Annotated in this window: 16 protein-coding genes and 1 pseudogene; 8 read left to right on the plus strand and 9 right to left on the minus strand. The window is 65.2% G+C overall.

Translation table 11 applies throughout. The annotated features are described in order from the left end of the window. The first annotated feature begins 72 nt into the window (after positions 1 to 72). Positions 73 to 636 (plus strand): nitroreductase family protein, encoded by a 564-nt coding sequence (locus BJA_RS28020; RefSeq protein WP_038967533.1) that lies wholly within the window; start codon positions 73 to 75, stop codon positions 634 to 636. Between the two features lie 63 nt (positions 637 to 699). Continuing rightward, positions 700 to 1,968, plus strand: a complete 1,269-nt coding sequence (locus BJA_RS28025) for a serine hydrolase domain-containing protein (protein ID WP_011088289.1) — start codon at positions 700 to 702, stop codon at positions 1,966 to 1,968. On the opposite strand, the gene BJA_RS28030 is transcribed toward BJA_RS28025, so the two are convergent. Beyond that, positions 1,954 to 4,416 (minus strand): putative bifunctional diguanylate cyclase/phosphodiesterase, encoded by a 2,463-nt coding sequence (locus BJA_RS28030; protein WP_038967531.1) that lies wholly within the window; start codon positions 4,414 to 4,416, stop codon positions 1,954 to 1,956. The genes BJA_RS28025 and BJA_RS28030 overlap by 15 nt on opposite strands. A gap of 1,066 nt (positions 4,417 to 5,482) precedes the next feature. After that, positions 5,483 to 6,334, minus strand: a complete 852-nt coding sequence (locus BJA_RS28035; protein WP_038967882.1) for a LysR family transcriptional regulator — start codon at positions 6,332 to 6,334, stop codon at positions 5,483 to 5,485. Between the two features lie 103 nt (positions 6,335 to 6,437). On the opposite strand from BJA_RS28035, the pseudogene BJA_RS28040 reads away from it, so the two are divergent. Continuing rightward, positions 6,438 to 7,431: pseudogene (locus tag BJA_RS28040) on the plus strand (zinc-dependent alcohol dehydrogenase family protein). Positions 7,432 to 7,489: 58 nt separating this feature from the next. Here BJA_RS28040 and BJA_RS28045 read toward each other — a convergent pair. Then, on the minus strand, positions 7,490 to 7,684 hold the full coding sequence (locus BJA_RS28045; protein WP_018322145.1) for a hypothetical protein: 195 nt from the start codon (positions 7,682 to 7,684) through the stop codon (positions 7,490 to 7,492). A gap of 300 nt (positions 7,685 to 7,984) precedes the next feature. After that, a complete protein-coding gene (locus BJA_RS28050; RefSeq protein ID WP_011088295.1) occupies positions 7,985 to 8,968 on the minus strand; it encodes an aldo/keto reductase in 984 nt (327 codons plus the stop codon). A 101-nt stretch (positions 8,969 to 9,069) separates the two neighbouring features. Here BJA_RS28050 and BJA_RS28055 point away from each other — a divergent pair, with 101 nt between their 5' ends. Then, positions 9,070 to 9,963: a LysR family transcriptional regulator gene (locus BJA_RS28055; protein WP_011088296.1), complete on the plus strand. Its 894-nt coding sequence runs from the start codon at positions 9,070 to 9,072 to the stop codon at positions 9,961 to 9,963. A 193-nt stretch (positions 9,964 to 10,156) separates the two neighbouring features. On the opposite strand, the gene BJA_RS28060 is transcribed toward BJA_RS28055, so the two are convergent. Then, entirely contained in the window at positions 10,157 to 11,230 is a 1,074-nt protein-coding gene (locus BJA_RS28060) for a hypothetical protein (RefSeq protein ID WP_011088297.1), read from the minus strand. Positions 11,231 to 11,478: 248 nt separating this feature from the next. On the opposite strand from BJA_RS28060, the gene BJA_RS28065 reads away from it, so the two are divergent. Beyond that, the gene (locus tag BJA_RS28065) at positions 11,479 to 12,507 is read left to right on the plus strand and encodes a patatin-like phospholipase family protein (protein ID WP_028175852.1); all 1,029 of its coding nucleotides are present in this window, start codon (positions 11,479 to 11,481) and stop codon (positions 12,505 to 12,507) included. 6 nt (positions 12,508 to 12,513) lie between these two features. On the opposite strand, the gene BJA_RS28070 is transcribed toward BJA_RS28065, so the two are convergent. Further along, entirely contained in the window at positions 12,514 to 12,942 is a 429-nt protein-coding gene (locus BJA_RS28070; RefSeq protein ID WP_011088299.1) for a CBS domain-containing protein, read from the minus strand. Between the two features lie 190 nt (positions 12,943 to 13,132). Further along, a complete protein-coding gene (locus BJA_RS28075; RefSeq protein ID WP_063921493.1) occupies positions 13,133 to 13,948 on the minus strand; it encodes a rhomboid family intramembrane serine protease in 816 nt (271 codons plus the stop codon). A 778-nt stretch (positions 13,949 to 14,726) separates the two neighbouring features. Here BJA_RS28075 and BJA_RS28080 point away from each other — a divergent pair. Further along, positions 14,727 to 15,281 carry a PAS domain-containing protein gene (locus tag BJA_RS28080; protein WP_028175850.1) on the plus strand — a complete coding sequence of 185 codons (555 nt, stop codon included), beginning with the start codon at positions 14,727 to 14,729 and terminating at the stop codon, positions 15,279 to 15,281. A 232-nt stretch (positions 15,282 to 15,513) separates the two neighbouring features. Continuing rightward, complete coding sequence (locus BJA_RS28085) at positions 15,514 to 16,305, plus strand: Crp/Fnr family transcriptional regulator (protein WP_011088302.1); 792 nt, start codon at positions 15,514 to 15,516, stop codon at positions 16,303 to 16,305. Positions 16,306 to 16,584: 279 nt separating this feature from the next. Here BJA_RS28085 and BJA_RS28090 read toward each other — a convergent pair whose 3' ends face one another. Beyond that, the gene (locus BJA_RS28090; RefSeq protein ID WP_011088303.1) at positions 16,585 to 17,070 is read right to left on the minus strand and encodes a phasin; all 486 of its coding nucleotides are present in this window, start codon (positions 17,068 to 17,070) and stop codon (positions 16,585 to 16,587) included. Between the two features lie 508 nt (positions 17,071 to 17,578). On the opposite strand from BJA_RS28090, the gene BJA_RS28095 reads away from it, so the two are divergent. Beyond that, a complete protein-coding gene (locus tag BJA_RS28095) occupies positions 17,579 to 18,007 on the plus strand; it encodes a cupin domain-containing protein (protein ID WP_011088304.1) in 429 nt (142 codons plus the stop codon). A gap of 34 nt (positions 18,008 to 18,041) precedes the next feature. Here the strand turns inward: BJA_RS28095 and BJA_RS28100 are convergent, their stop codons facing one another. Continuing rightward, the gene (locus tag BJA_RS28100) at positions 18,042 to 18,848 is read right to left on the minus strand and encodes a transglutaminase-like domain-containing protein (protein ID WP_011088305.1); all 807 of its coding nucleotides are present in this window, start codon (positions 18,846 to 18,848) and stop codon (positions 18,042 to 18,044) included. Between the last annotated feature and the right edge of the window lie 47 nt (positions 18,849 to 18,895).

The following is an 18,895-nucleotide window of genomic DNA, read 5'->3' on the forward strand; positions in this document are numbered from 1 at the left end:
GCCTGTTCAGTCTCGTGGCCGGGAGGATCGCATGCTATGCGGTGCCCAATTGGTTCCATGAGAGAGACGCCCGTGCCCGACGCCATCGAACTCCTGAAGACCCGCCGCTCGGTCAAGCCGCGCGAGATGACCGGGCCCGGCCCTTCGGAGGCCGAGCTCGAGACGATCCTCACCATCGGCGCGCGCGTGCCGGATCACGGCAAGCTCGCGCCCTGGCGCTTCATCATTTTCGAAGGCGATGCGCGCCAGCGCGCCGGCGAGGTGATTGCGAAGGTCTTTGCGCGGAAGAATCCGGGCGCGCCGGCGGCCGATGTCGAGATCGAGCGGAAACGGCTCACCGATGCCCCGCTCGTGATCGGCATCGTCAGCTTCACCAGGCCGCATCCGAAGGTACCGGCCTTCGAGCAGGAACTGTCGGCGGGCGCCAGCGCCATGAACATCGTCACGGCCGCGACCGCGCTCGGCTACGGCGCATGCTGGCTGACCGGCTGGTTCTCGTTCGACCGCGACGTGCTCGACGGCCTCGGCCTCAAGCCGGACGAAAAGCTCGCCGGCTTCATCCACATCGGCACGCCGACCAAGCCGAGCGAGGACCGTCCGCGACCGTTCCTTTCGGAAATCGTGACACGATTTTGATCGATGACATGTTGACGCCCTGAATATCTTGCGGCTTTGATCCCGGCGAGGGAGGGAGCCCAGATGAAGCGGCGTGAATTTCTGGTCGGAGCCGCGCTGCTCGCCGGCACCATGGCGCGAAGCCGGGCCGCCGATATCCCTGCACCTGCGCCCGAAGGGCTCGACCGCATCACGGCGTTCTTCGACAGCGAAGTGACGAGCGGCCGGTTGCCGGGCGCCGTGATCATGGTCCAGCAGCACGGCAAGCCGGTCTATCTGAAGACATTCGGCGTGCGCGACGTCAGGACGGGCCTCGCCATGACGCCGGATACGATCTTCGCCATCCACTCGATGACGAAGCCGATCACCTGCCTCGGCGCGATGATGCTGATCGACGAGGGCAAGCTTGCGCTTACCGATCCCGCATCGAAATACGTCCCCCTCTTCGCCGGCACCAAGGTGGGACTGGAGGTCACCGAGCCGGACGGCAAGCTGGAGCTGGACCTCGTGCCCCCGGTCCGTCCCGTCAACATCGAGGATCTGCTGCGACACACCTCGGGCATCAGCTACGATTATATCGGCGGCAAATGGGTCGAGCAGGCCTACAAGGCTGCCAACATTTTCGAGGATCCCTTCGACAACAGGAAATTCGCCGATCGCATCGCAAAATTGCCGCTGGCACGGCAGCCGGGAACGCTGTGGCGCTATGGCCATTCCACCGACGTGCTCGGCGCGATCATCGAGATCATCTCGGGCCAGACCCTGTACGACTTCCTGAAGCAGCGCATCCTCGACCCGCTCGGCATGAGCAGCACCAAGTTTGCACTCGCGACGGAAGACGAACTGGCTCGGATGGCGCGGCCGCTGCCGAACGATTACATCCTGCTCGCCGCCGAGCGCGACCGGCTCGACCATCCCGAATGGCAGTCCGGCGGTGGCGGCCTGCTCTCGACCATCAACGACTATCAGCGCTTCTCGCAGATGCTGCTCAACCGCGGTGAGTTCGAGGGCAGGCGTTACCTCAGCCCGGCCGCCTTCAAGGCCATGACGACCGATCACGTCGGTCCCGGCTCCGGCGTCGGACGCGACTATTTCTATTTCCCGGGTGACGGCTTCGGCTATGGCTACGGCCTTGCGGTGCGCACCGATCCCGGCAACGCAAAACCGCCGCCGCCGGGCTCGATCGGCGAGTTGAAATGGGACAGTGGCAGCGGCACCTATTTCGGCGTCGATCCCAAGCTCGACATGGTCTACCTGATGATGCAGCAGACCCAGAACGAACGCAGCCGCATCACGCCCGCCTTCAAGGCGCTGGTCTACGACTGCTTTCCACCCGCGTTACGCCGCCCGTGAGGCGCGCTGGCCGAAATCGGCCAGCAGCTTTTCGATCTCGGCGGCGGGCCGCGCCGCGCTGAACAGAAAGCCCTGCACCTCGTTGCAGCCTTCGGCGCGCAGCCAGTCGAGCTGGTCCTCGGTCTCGACGCCCTCCGCAGTCGTGGTGATGTTGAGGCTGCGGCCGAGCCCCGAGATCGCACGCACGATCGCGACGCAATCGGGCCGCTGCGCCAGGTCCTTGACGAAGGAGCGGTCGATCTTGATCTTGTCGAAGGGGAAGCTGCGGAGATAGCTGAGGCTGGAATAGCCGGTGCCGAAATCATCCATGGAGATGCCGACGCCGAACTCGCGCAGCTGATGCAGAATCGCGAGATTGGCATCGGTCTCGGCCAGGAAGATCGACTCGGTGATCTCCAGTTCGAGCCGCTTCGGCGACAGGCCGGACTGCGCCAGCGCCGAGATCACGACCTGCACCAGGTTGCGGCTGCGGAATTGCGCCGGCGACAGATTGACCGCGACCTTGACGTCGACGGGCCATTTCACCGCCTCGGCGCAGGCCTCGCGCAGCACCCATTCGCCGAGCTGGGTGATCAGGCCGATGTCCTCGGCGACCGGGATAAACTCCGCCGGCGAGATCATGCCCTTGTCGGGGTGACGCCAGCGCAGCAGCGACTCGAAGCCGGAGATGCGGTCGGAGGCGATCGACACCAGCGGCTGATAGTGCAGCTCGAACTCGCCGTTGGCGAAGGCGCGGCGCAGATCGAGCTCCATGTCGCGGCGCTTCTGCGCCTGGAGGTCCATCTCGCGCTCGAAGAAATGGTGCACGCCGCCGCCGTCGGACTTGGCCCGGTACAGCGCCATGTCGGCGTTGCGCATCAACTCCTCCGACGTCACGCCGTCGCCGGGCGACAGCGCGATTCCGATGCTGGCGCCGATCACCATCTCCTGGCCGTCGATCTCGTAGGGCGCCCTCAGCATGTCGATCAACAGGGCCGCGCAGGCGCTGGCCTCGTTCGGCGAGACGTCGGCCGCCAGGATCACGGCGAACTCGTCGCCGCCGAGCCGGGCTGCGAGATTGGCGCCGCGGACCGCGGTGGTCAGGCGCTCGGCGACCTCCTTCAACAGGCGGTCGCCCGCCGGATGCCCGAAGGAATCGTTGATGTTCTTGAACAGGTCGAGATCGATGTAGAGCACGCCGACCCGCTTTCCGCCGGCCTGGTCGAGCGCCTGCTTCAGGCGCTGCTGGAAATATTCGCGGTTCGGCAGGTCGGTGAGCCCGTCGTGGTGCGCCATGTGGGCGATGCGCGCCTCGGCTTTGCGCCGTTCGGTGATGTCGACCACCGCGACCAGATAGCCGTCGCGGTCGTCGAAGGCCACGCGACGGCCGAAGGTGAGCACCTCGATCTCGCTGCCGTCGGCACGCAGGTGCCGCCAGTTGCGCGAGGAATGATAGGTGTCGCCGACACGATCGAGCGCTTCGGCGTGGCTGTCCCACTCGTCCTCCGGCCAGATCTCGTGCAGCTTCATGCGCAGGAAGGCGGCACGGCTGTAGCCGTAATGCTGGACCGCGGCATCGTTGACGCCGAGGAACTGCTTGGTCTCGGCGTCGAACACCCACATCGGCATCGGGTTGTTGTCGAACAGCAGCCGGAACGAGGCGTCGCGCCGCTTCAACGCGGTGACGTCGGAGATCGTCAGCGAGAGCACGTCGGCGAAGGCGGTGGCGCTGAGCCGGAGATGCCGGCCATCGTGCTCGATCTCGAGCTGTTCGCCGCGGCCGCCGCGGACGGCCTTGAGCAGGAATTCCATGATGTCGGACGCAGCCAGCAGGGTGTTGCCCTCGCCGATCCGGCGCCACAGCAGGCCGGCACTCGCGACCTTCAGCAGCGTGGCGGCGCTCTGGTTGTGATGCACGATCTGGAGATCGAACGGCTTGCCGCCGGCATCGCGCAGCGTCGCCAGCGAGATCACCGCGTCGTCGGTCGAGGCGAAAATCGCATCCAGCAGATTGTATTGCGTGCCGCGCTCGTTGACATAGGCGCCGACCAGCGTCGCGCCCCAGCGCGAGGCGGTCGGCAGCGCCAGCACATCGTAGGTCCTGACCATGCCGTCGCGCACGCAATGCGCGCTCGCCTGGTGCGGCCGTCCGTTCGCAAGCGCGCTCGCCGCCGCTTCCGACAGCGCCGTGGCGCAATCGGGCGAGAGCTCGGCGACGGGGATGTCCCAGCGCTCCTCGCCGAGCCATTTCTGCACGTAGCGTCCGCTGCGCGATAGCTCGAGCGCACCGTCGTTCTTCAGCAGTGCGATATGGTCGGCGAGCCGGCCGAGGCTGCCGAGCATCACGTCCTCGTAGCGCGGCAGCCGTTCGCCCGGCTTCAACGCGGCGCGCCATTTGCGCTGAAGCACCGGGATGTCGTCAAACATTTCGGCGGCCGGTTTTCCCGGCATCTTCTTCGCGGCACTCATCGCAGTCCCCAACGCACTTTCCGAGCGCATCCAATGCAGGTGCACTTAACGGCGTGTAAAGAGCGCGCGGGCGCGGGTTCCATTCGGCGATTATGACAGTTTTAAGTCAGGCGTTGGTTAGTAGCCGTTAGAGACTATGACGGTTTTGTTTTTGCGGGCTGAGCGATGAGATGGCGATAGCGTCGCGCCACTCTCAGTGTCCTGGCGAAAGCCAGGACCCATACCCACCGAACTTGGTTGCTGCGAACGCTGGTGGCCACATCGCGCTTCGGCAACGCCGACCGGGGTGCGGAGGGATTCTGGATTGCTTCGCTGCGCTCGCAATGACGGAGTGTGGGAGACGGCGTCGCTCTTTCAACTCGCATTCCCATCGCAGACACACCTTCACCCTCTCGCGGCTTGTTTCGCCCGAGCTTTGCTTCGTCACCTCACCCTCGGATGAAAGAGGGCGCAGGGAAGGCCGGGAGCCGGCTGGCTCCTACTGACCGCCATGCGAGAAGCGGATTGCGGCTACGATGCACAGCGGGTAACAGGGCAACCGGAGACATCCCGGCCTTCCCTGCGCAGTGGTTGGAACGGCTTATGTCGTGCTCTCCCCGGGGAGCGATGCACTATTGCCCCCGTCGCCCTGCGGATGGCTGACGCGCGCGGTCCGGTCGGGCCGCACACATCACCGCAGGACTTGGCGCACAGACCCCGGGCGCCAGGACGACACGATTTGGCCGTACGCCGATCACACCGGTCGTGCGCGCGATGGTTTCGCTCACGGTTGCCCGCCCTGCGATGCCTTTCGCGCCGATGTGCCCCACGTCCACCGCCGCCCGGCCCGCGTTCGTGACGATCGCGATACGCCCCTCTTCCTTGGGCCGGAGTGAGGCGACACATACGCCGTTTCCGAATTTCGGTAAAGTGGAATATTTTCGACGATGGGCGTTGACCGGCATCTTGCGTGTTTTGCCCGACGGGCAACGCAAGGTCTTGTAGCCCGGGTGAGCTAAGCGACATCCGGGATTCTCGATCACCACCGGTCCCGGGTATCGCTTCGCTCACCCTGGCTACGAGACCATCACCCCGCCAGCCGCTCGATCACAAGGTCGAGCATCGCGCGCAGGCGGCCAAGGCGCTTGAGGTCGCGGTGATAGCCGACGAAGGTGTCGCGACCGGGCGGCGTCGAGCCGATATCGAGCGCAACGAGGCGGCGGTCGCGGTCGCCGAGCGGACGCGGCAGCACGGCCAATCCGCTGCCGCCGGCGCAGAGCTCGGCCTGCGCCTGGCGGTTATTGCTGCGCGAGGCGATTTCCGCCCTCGGCAGCACGCGCTTCAGCCACACTGCATCGGGCATGTCGGCGAATTCTGCGTTCATGATGACGACGCGGACGCCGCTGCCGTCGCCGGCGCGCGGCGGCTTGCTGCCCTTCTTGCCGTAAAGCGCATAGGGAATGTGAAGCAGCTTTCGCGAGATCACCTCGGGTTCACTGAACGGCTTGATGCGGAAGACGAGATCGGCCTCGCGGCGCGGCAGGCTGTAGAGGCGCGCGTCGGTCAGGAGCTCGACAGTCACCTTGGGGTGACGCTTGCCGAAGGCCGCGATCACCGGCGAGAGCATCACCGTCCCGAACCAGTCCGACGACGACAGGCGCAGCAAGCCGTCGAGCTGCGTCTCCGCGCCGGTCGCATGCCGCTCCAATGCGAGCGCCTCCTCCTCGATCCGCTCGGCATGCCGCAGCACGGCGGTGCCCTCGTCGGTGAGGACAAAGCCGTCGGCGGTGCGCTGGAACAGTGTCTGGCCAAGCGCCGTCTCGAGCGCGCGAAGCCGCCGGCCCATCGTCGGCTGGGTCTGACCGATCTTTCGCGCGGCAGCGCCGAGCGTACCCTCGCGGGCAATCGCGAGGAAGATGCGCAGATCGCTCCAGTCCATCAAAACCATCCCATACACAAATGCACGATAACCGTACATCTTCGTTTCTTTCCATGCAAAAAATAATGGGCATATTGGAGGCCGACAACGGAGCAAGACGATCATGACTGGACACTCGACCATGCGCGCAAGCGTCCTGGAGGCGTACAACGCACCGCCGCGCGTCTCACAGATTTCCACGCCGGAGCTCGGCACCAATCAGGTGCTGGTCCGGGTGCGCGCGAGCGGCATCAATCCGCTCGACACCAAGATCCATGCAGGCTCCGCGGCGCATGCGCGCCATCCAATGCCTGCTATTCTCGGCCTTGATCTCGCCGGCGTGATCGAACGCACCGGGCGCGACGTCACGCGATTCAAACCGGGCGACGAGGTCTACGGCATGACCGGAGGCGTCGGTGGTGTGCCGGGATCGCTCGCCGAATTCGCGAGCGTCGATGCCGATCTGCTGGCAACCAAGCCCACCAATCTCGGCATGCGCGAGGCGGCCGCCCTGCCCCTGATCTTCATCACGGCCTGGGAAGGCCTGATCGACCGCGCCTCGCTGAAGGCCGGCCAGAAGGTGTTGATCCATGGCGGTGCGGGCGGCGTCGGCCATGTCGCGATCCAGATCGCGCATGCGTTCGGAGCAAACGTGTTCGCGACGGGCTCAGCGTCGCAGCGCGCCCACGATAGAGGGCTTTGGCGCCGTCTTCATCGACCGCGACATCGCGGTTGAGACTTACGTTGCGCAGCACGCCGGCGGGCGCGGCTTCGACATCGTCTACGACACCGTTGGCGGCAAGGTGCTCGACGCCTCCTTCGCAGCCGTGCGCCGCTTCGGTCATGTCGTGAGCGCGCTCGGCTGGGGCACGCATGCGCTGGCACCGCTGTCGTTCCGCGCTGCCACCTATTCCGGCGTGTTCACACTGCTGCCGCTGCTGACAGGCGAAGGTCGCGCGCATCACGGGGAGATCATGAGCGAGGCAACACGCCTGGTGGAGGCCGGCAAGCTCGTGCCCCTGCTCGATGCAAGGCACTTCACGCTGGAGAGCGTTGGCGACGCCTACGCACTGATCAGGGATCGTGCTGCGAAGGGCAAGCTGGTCGTTGACGTCTGAGGTCGGGCTCGTAGCCCGGATGGAGCGCGCGTGTCCGGGCCACGGAACGACGGTCGCGCTAGTCCTCGCTGGACGCGGCCGAGCGGTTGCGCAAATAGGCCTGCGACAACAGGAAGAACAATGCGCGCTCGCCATGATATTTGGCGGACGGCCGGGTGCGCTCGAAGCCGTCGGCAAATATCTTGCCGGACTGGTCGCACACCTGCCATCGCCAGCCAAACCGCTTACGCCTGGTGAGGATCACTTCGAACATACCGACGGGCTTGGTCCCTCTTCCTGCCGGTCTCGCAAGCGCACACGCCTGCTCCGGCCTCCCCCATTAGACGGATGCCCGACATATAACGCAGCAGGATGGAAAGAGAATAAAATTGATTATCGGAAATGCGTATCTTGCACCGGCTGTGACGAAGTCGCGACGCCTGTGGAATAAGCCGTTGTTTGCGGTGTTTTGCGGCCGCTCGGGCGCCTGATAGCGCTGACAGAGGTATTCAAATCAGAACACAGGACGAGGACGCCCGGTAAGCGAACGCTCACCGGGCGTTCATGCACGATGTCAGCGGCCGACTCGCGCCTGGAGATGCGCAGGATAGCGATCGCCCTGCACCGCCACCTTGGCCAGCACGGCCGCGATGGCAGCGAGATCCGCATCCGACAACGTCACCGCGGCCGCGCCGACATTCTCCTCGAGCCGGTGCAGCTTGGTGGTGCCGGGGATCGGCACGATCCACGGCTTCTGCGCCAGCAACCAGGCGAGCGCGATCTGCGCCGGCGTCACTTTCTTCGCTGTTGCGATCTCGCCGAGCAGATCGACCAGCGTCTGGTTCGATTTTCGTGCGCTGGATGAGAAGCGCGGTACGATGTTGCGGAAGTCGCTCTTGTCGAACGTCGTGCTCTCGGTGATCGCGCCGGTCAGGAAGCCCTTGCCGAGCGGGCTGAAGGGAACGAAGCCGATGCCGAGCTCTTCCAGCGTCGGCAGGATCTCCTGCTCCGGCTCGCGCCACCACAGCGAATATTCGCTTTGCAATGCGGTCACGGGCTGCACCGCATGGGCGCGGCGGATCGTCTGCGCGCCCGCCTCCGACATGCCGAAATGCAGGACCTTGCCGTCGCGGATCAGGTCCTTCACCGCGCCCGCGGTGTCCTCGACCGGCACGTCGGGATCGACGCGGTGCTGATAGAACAGGTCGATGCGGTCGGTCTTCAGCCGCTTCAAGGCGGCCTCCGCCACCGCCTTGACGTTGGCGGGCCGGCTGTCGAGCCCGTCTTCGACCTTGCCGCCCTTGAAACCGAACTTGGTGGCGATCACGACCTTGTCGCGGAATGGCGCCAGCGCCTCGCCCAAAAGCTCCTCGTTGACGAAGGGGCCGTAGGCCTCGGCGGTGTCGAAGAAGGTCACGCCGCGCTCGAAGGCGGTCCTGATCAGCGCGATCGCCTGCGAGGTCTCCGTCGCCGGACCATAGCCGTAGCTCAGTCCCATGCAGCCGAGGCCAAGCGCCGAGACCTCCAGACCACTCTTGCCCAGTTTACGCATCCGCATCGCAGCTCTCCTTGAAATCACGTTCGGCTGCGAATTTAGGTCGCGCGCGAGCCTGCGATTAGGTGATAAAACCGGCATGTACTCATGATCCGGATTCATGAATGGCCCGCACCAACGTCAACGACCTCCTCGCCTTCCTCGCGGTCGCCCGCGAGCGCAGCTTCACCCGCGCGGCCGCCCAGCTCGGCGTGTCGCAATCCGCGCTCAGCCACACCGTGCGCGCGCTGGAGGAGCGGCTCGGCCTGCGGCTGCTCACCCGCACCACCCGCAGCGTCGCACCGACGGAAGCCGGCGAGCGCCTGCTGCGCAATATCGGACCGCGCTTTGCGGAGATCGACGCGGAGCTGTCGGCGCTGACCGCGCTGCGCGAGACGCCGGCCGGCACCGTCCGGATCACCACCGGCGAGCATGCGGCACAGACCATCCTGTGGCCGACGCTCGCCAGGCTGTTGCCGCGGTATCCAGATATCAAGGTCGAGCTCGTCGTCGACTACGGCCTCACCGACATCGTCGCCGAGCGTTACGATGCCGGCGTGCGGCTCGGCGAGCAGGTCGCCAAGGACATGATCGCGGTGCGGATCGGGCCGGAGATGCGCATGGCGGTCGTGGGCTCACCTGCCTATTTCACCGCACGGGGCAAGCCGAAGCGGCCGCAGGATCTCACCGAGCACAACTGCATCAACCTCCGCCTGCCGACCTATGGTGGGCTCTATGCCTGGGAGTTCGAGAAGCGCGGCCACGCCATGAAGGTGCGGGTCGACGGCCAGCTCGTGTTCAACACCGGCCTGCTCAGGATGAATGCCGCGCTGGCGGGGCTTGGTCTTGCCTATATTCCGGAAGATCTGGTGAAGCGGGAGATCGCCGACGGGCGGCTGATCCGCGTGCTCGCCGACTGGTGCGCGCCGTTCGCGGGCTATCACCTTTATTACCCGAGCCGGCGGCAGCCGACGCCGGCGTTTGCCGTGCTGGTGGAGGCGTTGAGGTATCGGAAGTGAGGGGCCGCGCAGACGGTGTGCTCCCTCGCCCCGCTCTTGCGGGGAGAGGATTGGGGTGAGGGGTGCCTCCGCAATCACGGTGAGAGTTGGACTCGCGGAGAGTCCCCCTCACCCGGAATCCGCGCTTCCAGCGCGCATTCCGGCCTCTCCCCGCAAACGGGGAGAGGCGAAGTCGCCGCACCGGTCGGGCTAACTAGCGCGCGACGACTTCCACTTCGCCGTCGACGCCGTTGACGACGTTGAAGCCGCGCTCGTAGACCTTGCCCTCGTTCTTGGCGATGGCGCGGTATTCGCCTTCGGAGAGCACGACGCGCGGGAAGGCGCCGATCGACTCCTTGATGACGTCGCCGCCGGGGGTCAGAACCGACCAGGCGGTGTTGGCGAGGGCCTCGCCGCCCCTGTCGCTGACGAGCTTGAGCGTGATGACCGCGGCGCGATGGGTGATGGTGACGTCGGTGAGCTTGCCGGCCTGGACGCGAATGTCCGAGCGCACCACCGAGTTGGCATCGCCATAGTTGGAGATGATGTAGTAGGTGCCCTCCGGCAGCAGCACGACGTCGCCGGCCGCGACGTTCGGCACCAGCGAGGCGCGCTCGCCGGACTCGAACTGGCTGCCCTTGTAGATCGCGAACGAGATCTGGTTCTGCGGGATGCGGCTGGTGCCGACGCGGCCTTCGATGCGCAGGCCGCCTGCCGGCAGCACGAAGGATTCGCGGTCAGTCTCGGCCTTCAGGCTGACGGTGCGCACCGCGCTGACGAGCCCGAAGGCGACGTGCACGACGTAATTGCCGGGCGGCAGCACGATGTTGGGCGTCGCGTTGCGGTCCTCCCGGATCAGCTTGAACGTGCCGTTCTCGTCGGGACGGTCGGCGAAGACACGCCAGACCAGGCCGCTGGTGATCGGGGCCGAGTCCTTGCCGTATTTCGCGGTCAGCGACAGCACACCCTGTCCCGGCGCCGCCGCATTGAGCGGCGCGGCCGGCGGCACGGTCGTGACCGCGGGTGGCGGCATGCTGGGGGAAATCGGCTGGGTCAGGGTCGGCGGCAGGCTGGGGGGAGCCGCCCCCGGCCCGGAGGGCGGCGCCAGGCTGACGGCGCCGCCGGGGTCGGGCACCGATGCGGGGGGCACCGGCGGCGGCCGATCGGAGAAAAGCTGAGCCTGGGCAACACCTTGCCCCAGGATGACGAGGCACGCGGCAAGGATCAGCGCCGGCAGCAGCGATACGCTGCGCCGCCATCCGATGATGCCGTCACCCCCGATAGTCATGCCACCTGCTTTTCACCGAAAACGCGGCAAATTCAAGCCTCTGAAGCCCCAGGAAATACGGCCCCGCCACGGTTTGATGGAACCTGGTTGACGCCTGCGTGATTAGACAGGAGGCAACCGCCCCTCGCCATACTCCTGCCCAGCGCCCTTTCCAAAGCGGCATAAACCATGCTTCGCCCCGGTTCTGGCGCACAGCAGGTGCTATGCCTAGTCTGGTGGTGCGGCTGGCCACGCGTAGGAGAGTTTTGGTGCTGGACAGATTGAAGGGCCGCGGCGCGAATGGCTCGAACAGCGAGAAGATCGGCCTCGGCAGCATCCGCCGGCCGGTCATTGGCCTTGCCCTTGGCGGCGGCGCAGCGCGCGGCTTCGCCCACATCGGCATCATCAGGACCCTGCTCGCCAACGGTATCGTGCCCGATGTCGTGGTCGGCACCTCGATTGGCGCCGTGGTCGGCGGCCTCTACGCGTCCGGCAAGCTCGATACGCTGGAGGAGTGGGGCCGCGGTCTGCAAGGCATGCGCAACATCCTTGGTTATCTGGACATCCGCCTCAACGGCTCCGGTCTGATCGGCGGCGAGAAGCTGGCGACCCGGCTCGAGGCAGCGTGCGGCCAGACCTTGATCGAGGACCTTCCGATCAAGTTCGCCGCCGTCGCGACCGAGGTTCGCACCGGCCACGAGATCTGGCTGACACGCGGCCGCGTGGTCGACGCGATGCGCGCCTCCTACGCCCTGCCCGGCATCTTCTCACCCGTGCTGATCGGCGATCGCTGGCTGGTCGACGGCGCGCTGGTGAATCCGGTGCCGGTCTCCGCCGCCCGCGCGCTCGGCGCTGAAATCGTCATCGCTGCAAATCTTTCCAGCGACATCTTCACCTATTCGACGACGGTCTATTCGCACGGCGCGGCACCCGGACCGGCCGCACCTGCGGCCGAAGAGACGACGCCAAAACGGCGCTTCCCGAGATTCTTCTCGCCTGAGAAGACGGTGAAGCGCGAGTTCTTCGGCGGCGGGGACCGGCCCGGCCTCTCCTCGGTGATGGTCGATGCCTTCAACATCATGCAGGACCGCATCACCCGCGCCCGCCTCGCCGGCGATCCTCCGGACCTGCTGATCACGCCGCGGGTCGGCCAGTTCGGCTGGTTCGACTTCCACCGCACCGACGACCTCATCGCATTGGGCACCCGCGCCGCCGAGCGTGCGCTGGACTCGATCCAGGAGGCGATCCACGCGCTGGCGCCGCCGCCCGAGGGCGCGGCGCCCAAAGCCGGCGAGTGACGGCGGTCAGGCCGTCTTGATGTAGTCGCGCAGGGCTTCCTGCTCGGACTCGTATTCCTGGACACGGCGCTTGACGATGTCGCCGATCGAGATCAGGCCGACCACCTTGCCGTTGTCGATCACCGGCAGATGGCGGAACTTGCCTGTCGTCATCGTCTCCATGAGCTCGGCAACCGTGTCGGTCTCCTTGCAGGTCACGACCTTGCGGGTCATGACCTGGGAGACCGGCTCGTCCAGCGCGCCGGCGCCGCGCTCGCCGATCACGCGCACGATGTCGCGCTCGGACAGGATGCCTTCCAGCCGGCTCTGGTTCATCACCAGCACCGCACCGATCTTCTTCTCACCGAGCAGCTTTATCGCGGCGGCCAGCTTGGCGTCGGGCTCGACGCTCATGATCTGGTGGCCCTTGGTGTTGAGAATGGAACGTACCGTCATTGTCGCCTCCCTGAATCGGAGCCGTCCGCCTTTTGGCAGTCGGGACTAGTTCCTCGAGTCTTCAACTAACAGTTTCAGCGCCGGTTTCACGCTCAGGCGCTTTACGAAGCAAAGCCGCTACCCGCTTGTCGCTTCGGAACATTCTTCACGCGAATGATGGATGAATTCGGGCCGCGCCGCAAGCGCCGCTTCAAATACGGTCTGAAACGTCCTGTGATGACGCATCCGCAGCATCGCTTCGCACGCGCGGTACCGGATCGAACAGCGCGAACAGCAACAGGCCGGCGAAGAAGCCGCCGATATGCGCCTGCCAGGCGACGCTCGTGGTCTCGGCATCGACCCCGATCGCGCCGACGCCGAAGATGATGTTGACGCCGAACCACACCGCGAGGAAGCCGACCACCCGCCCGTCGCGCAGCGCGCGCGACAGCGGCAGGGCTGGAACCTTTGCGGCGGTATCGGCGTCCGAACGGCTGAACGACAGGAAGCTGCCGCGGACGAAGGCAAAGCGGATCGCCGCCGCCATCGCGCCCGACACCGAGGCCGAAGCGCCGATCATCGGCGCCACCGCATGCTCATGGGTGGCGAGATGGGCGAGCGCGCCGGCCGCCGCCGTCACCGCGAGAAAGAGGAAGAACCTGATCGCGCCAAAACGCCGCGCCAGCGCGCTGCCGAACGGCAGCAGCCACAGCACGTTGAAGCCGAGATGGGTCAGATTGGCGTGCAGCAGCGAATAGGTGACGAAGCTCCAGACCTTGGCGCCGGCGCCGCCCGGGATCTGCAGATTGAGCAGCGAGGAATCGTAGCGCTTCGGGATGAAGCCGAAGACGTCGATGGTCCAGTTCTCCAGTTCCGGCGGCAGCAGCACCCGCAGATGGATCAGCGCCAGCAGGACGATATAGGCGGTCAGCGCGAACGGCAGCGTCAGGATCGGCTCGCGCGGAGCCGCCTCAACAAGGGCCGGCACGTCCGGCTGAGCATCGTGCGAATCTTGCGGGGAATCCAAGGCGGCTTCGCTTTCAGGCGCAATCGGAGCGATACGCTTGGAGATAGTCGCCTTTGCCGGCCTCGCGCAAGTGCACAAAAGGAAATCGTGAACGAGGGGATCGTCTCGAACCGAGCGAGGCACTTGGTCCCGGCTCAGCAGTGCATCGCTAAGGCGCTGCCCTGCGTCCGGGACACGGAGCCTTAGCGATCCGGACCGATCTCGTGTCCCGGACAAGGTGCGGCACGAAGTGACGCGCCGCCGAGCCGGGACCCAGATTGGCAGCGGGTTCGAATTATACAACTTTAGATAGCTGCAACGATCTGCCTCACGCCTATGCAAACCGCCTTCTTCGTCTATATCCTCGCGAGCAAACGAAACGGCCTGCGCTGCGTCCGGGGCACGAGAGAGTGTGCCTGAGAAAGGAAAAGGCAGGGCCCTGGGAAAGCCCTGCCTGTCCGTGTCGGACTTCCGGTACCCCGAGGGAATAAGGTGTATCCCCACCCCTCCCCGCGGCCCGTGACCAAACTGTTTGACGCCTGTGTACAGGCCCCGCCGAGAACCTGGAGAAAAGCGGCGAGGCTTGCGACCGCGGTCACCATAGCAGGGCTGCGGGACACGCAAAGCGCATAGTTAATTTAACGTTAACGACGCAAAGACCGGCTTAACAGGCGTGAAAACACCCCTGCGGCATGGACGCTGCAAATCCCCTCCTGCACAACAACAGAAGGGATCGCGGGTGCACTGAAGCGGGACAGGTCTGTCCCACATGGTGTGGTCCCGGGGTAAGCGTTCAGTCATGAAACATCCGTCGAGCCGCGCATTCTTCGCGTATTGGGACAAGAAGCGCGGCGCTGCGCGGGCCCCCGACCGGGCCGACATCGACCCGGCCGCAGTCCGCGGCCTGCTCGGTGACATCTTCGTGCTGTCCTGCGAACAAAACCTCGGGTTTCCGTTCCGCGTCGCCGGCACGCGCGTCTGTGCGCTCGCCGGGCTCGACCTCAAGGACCAGAGCTTTGCGGCGCTGTTCACTGAGGCCAGCCGCAGCGAGATCGGGGAGATCACGACTGTCGTCGCCGACGAGACGCTCGGCGCCATCGCCGGCGTCACCGCCGCGCGCGAGGACGGCAGCAAGGCGCATCTCGAACTGTTGCTGCTGCCTTTCAACGCCCGCCCGCACACACCCGTGAGCGTGACCGGCGTGCTCGCCCCCTTCGACGACGAATGCGGCGCGCTCGGGCCGTTCACCCTCACCTCCTGGCGCTATCTGCACCAGCCGGAGAAGCTACTGCCGCGCGCCATCCGCAAATTGCAGATCGCACGCGGACTGATGGTGTATGAGGGGTTGCGGTAGGAGCAGCCCTCGTGTCGCGCGCGCAGTCTTTGCAAACGGCCGACCAAGTTTTCAGCGCGCGAGTCGATTGAAGGTCAGACCGCGTCGGCGCGCGGCGCGCGATCCGTTATTGGAACCTTACCTGCCGAAGTGCGTTTGTCCACTTGCCGTGGCAAGTGTCGGCGCGGCAACGCGGCTCGGCCGGTGACGATGCTTTCGCCCGCCGCCGAGCCTCCGTCGAGGGGCTACTCCCGTGATGGAGCGCGCGACAAGAGTTGGTAATCGCCTGTTAGCTGCGTTACCGCCGGCCGACTTCGCTTTGCTTGCACCGCATTTACGGAAAGTACCGCTCCTGCACGACGCAGTGCTCGTTCGATCGGGCGACCGGATCGAGCACCTTTACTTCCCCTGCAGCGGCGCGATCGCCCTCATCATGGAGTTGCCGAACGGACAGACGGCCGCAACCGCGGTGATCGGCAACGACGGCGCCGTCGGACTCATGACGGCGCTCGGCCCCGTCCGATCTCCCCTGACGGCGGTTGTCCGCGTGGCCGGGACCGCACTGCAGATCTCACCCGCGCGATTTCAAGCGGCGCTCGAACGCAGTCCCGCCATCGCAAACGCGGTTCAGATTGTCACCAGGGCGATGATGACGCAATTCCTGCACGTCGCGGCCTGCAACGCGCTGCACTCCGTCGAAGCGCGCCTCGCCCGCTGGCTGCTTCACATTCACGACCGGACGGATGGCGGTGACATCCTGCCCCTGACCCAGGAGACGCTGTCGGAATTGCTCGGCGTCCGGCGCACCACGGTCACGCACGTCGTGAGCGCACTGCGAGCATCAAGGGCCATCAAATCCAATCGGCGCGGCCAGCTCGAGATCGACAGGCAACGGCTCGAGGTCGTCGCTTGCGAATGCTACAAGGTGATGAGCCGCAGGATCGATCGGATCGTGTCGCAGGATGCGGTAAGGCTCCTTCACGCCGCGCCGGCGCGGAATGGCTGCCCGCCCCCGGACTTCCCGTTCGCCAAGACCGACTCGTAGACCCAGGCCTCCCTGGCGAACCACTCGTGCGTCGCCGCGCACATCCGGCAATAGGTGCGCGAGAAAAAGACCGCGCTGCAGCGAAACTTGTCGCTATCCACCTCGATGCCTGTCGGAATAGCGCTCCCCGTTTCCGGGCACTTGATCATCACCATACCCATCCCTGATTTCCCTCCAGCTTGGCATCACCTCACGGCGAGGCTGGCCGCCATCGGCTGGACGGCGTCTCTTCTCGCGAAGACGCTCGTCCAGCCGATCCACGTGGCCAGTAGCTTCGATTCAAGCAGCCCTATGCAGAACCCGGTTGAAGCTGTTCTTGATCGGCTCGGCCGTCTCGGTCGCGACCTTCTGGGCCAGATCCCAAAGCTCCCGATTCTGGGCGGAAGCCGCTTCAAAGGTCTTGCGACCGTGGGCGGTGGAGAGGTTCACGAGGTCCGCAAACGACCTCGCATCCGCAAGCTGGGAGAAGAATTCCAGCGCGGAGCTGGTATTGGCGTTGGATATTTCGATGACCTTGGTGCCGTAATCGGCGGAACGCTTGGCACTGGTCGAACAGGCGTCGCAGAGTGCCGCGGTAATCTCCTCGGACGTCACCTTCATCTGCTCGAAATTTGCCTTGGCCCGTGTCGCGGCCGGCGCGGCGAGATCGCCGAAGATCGCCTGGATGTTGAAAAACGGCATGTCGAACTTGAGCTTTGTATTTCCGTTCGCCGTCCCATTCAGCGGAGCGGCTTTCGTCTCGACTTTCATATCGGCATCACTCACGGGCTTTCATCCTTTCAAGCGAAACTAGATGATGGATTGAAGACTCCCCGACGCGTCCAGGTGCGTGCTGCAACGGGACGCCACTGCCCCTACTTTCACGATGGTGGGATGCTGCTGCGGATATTCCGCTCTCGCCCCCTGCCGGAGCCAACTATGGCCGACGACAATCGACGCTTCGGTTCGCTTTCGGACTCTCGCTTTGAATTTATTCGAATATTGCGACGAAGCGGCGCAGCGAGAATCCTGCGCCCTTAAAGTTGCGGCAATTGCATGCGCCAACTTCAGATCAGCGCCGGCGAGCTATTCAGAGGCGTCGATCCCCGGAGCCGTTTGAGCCGGAATGTTCTACCGCCTGCGCAGCCGGCAAGTTGGCCTGCAACGGACCCTGTGCGACAAATTGGCCGGTCTACGCGGGCTGATGGTGTATGAAGGGCTGCGGTAGATTTCGTTTCGACGCGAGCGAGCGCCACAATCTCGATGCAGCCTCTCTCACCTGGACGAAGCAGCCATGCCCGACATCATCAATTTCGGTACGCTCGAGCTCCGCTTCCTGCACAGCAAGGACGACACCGGCGGCAGCGTCGACATCTTCGAAATGACGTTGCAGCCGAATGCGCGGATGCCGATCCCGCACTATCACGACCGCTGGGACGAAACGATCTACGGGCTGTCCGGCGTCTCGACCTGGACGATCGACGGCCAGCAGACCGATGTTGGCCCCGGAGCCTCAGTCTTCATCAAGCGCGGCATCGTGCACGGCTTTACGAACCGTTCGACGGGGCCTGCGACATGCCTGTGCATCCTGAGCCCCGGGGTGCTGGGACCGCAATATTTCACCGAGATGGCAAAGCTCCTGTCGGCCGGCGCGCCACCCGATCCCGTGAAGATGAAAGAGACGATGCTGCGCTACGGACTGGTGCCGGCGCCGGCCGCGTGAGCCAAGCTCGCCGGCGAATGGAAATGACCGAGCATCATGCGATCTCGTCGGTCCAGACCTTGAAGCTGACCAGCTCGTTCGGGCCGAAGGTCTGCGTGATCGGAACGTCGCAGGCATCGCGCCCCTGAGCGATCAGGACGCGGCCCTGCCGCGGCACGTTGTTGCGCGGGTCGAAAGTGTGCCAGCGCCCGCCGATGAAGGCCTCGAACCAGCCGGCGAAATCGCCCACCGCCCAAGGCTGCGGCGTGCCGACGTCGCTCAGATAGCCGGTGCAATACCGTGCGGGAATGTTCATGCAGCGGCAGAACGCAATGGCGAGGTGGGCATAGTCGCGGCAGACGCCCTTGCCCTCCTGGTATGCCTCCCACGCCGTCTTGGTCGCGCGCGCATGCTCGTAGCCGAAAGCGATGTGGCCGTGAACGAAATCGCAGATCGCCTGCACCCGCGCCCACCCCGGAGGCGTCTTCTCGAACAGCTTCCAGGCGATCTCCGAGAGCCGGTCGGTCTCGCAGTAGCGGCTGCCGAGCAGATAAACCAGCGTATCGGAAGGCAGCTCTTCGATCCTGTGCTGAACCGCCGACGCAACCACCGGATCCGGCAGGCCGCTGTCGCGAACCACGCCATCTGCTGCAAGGCGCATGCGACCGGCCGGCGCGACCATGCGGCTGCACCAATTGCCGAACATGTCCCGATAGGGCGTGATCTCGACCGCAGGCGTGGTGGTCAGGAAGTCCGGCACGATGACATCGGAGGCGCGCGTGAAATGCGTGCCCAGCACCATGATCATCGGAGTCGGTTGCGGGAAATCATAGAGCATTTCGAATCCGACACGGAATTTCATTCGAAATGCCTTTTTGCTGGGTGTCAGCTCGAAATGGCGATGAATCC

This window comes from Bradyrhizobium diazoefficiens USDA 110, from assembly GCF_000011365.1.
GTDB classification, from domain to species: Bacteria; Pseudomonadota; Alphaproteobacteria; order Rhizobiales; family Xanthobacteraceae; genus Bradyrhizobium; species Bradyrhizobium diazoefficiens.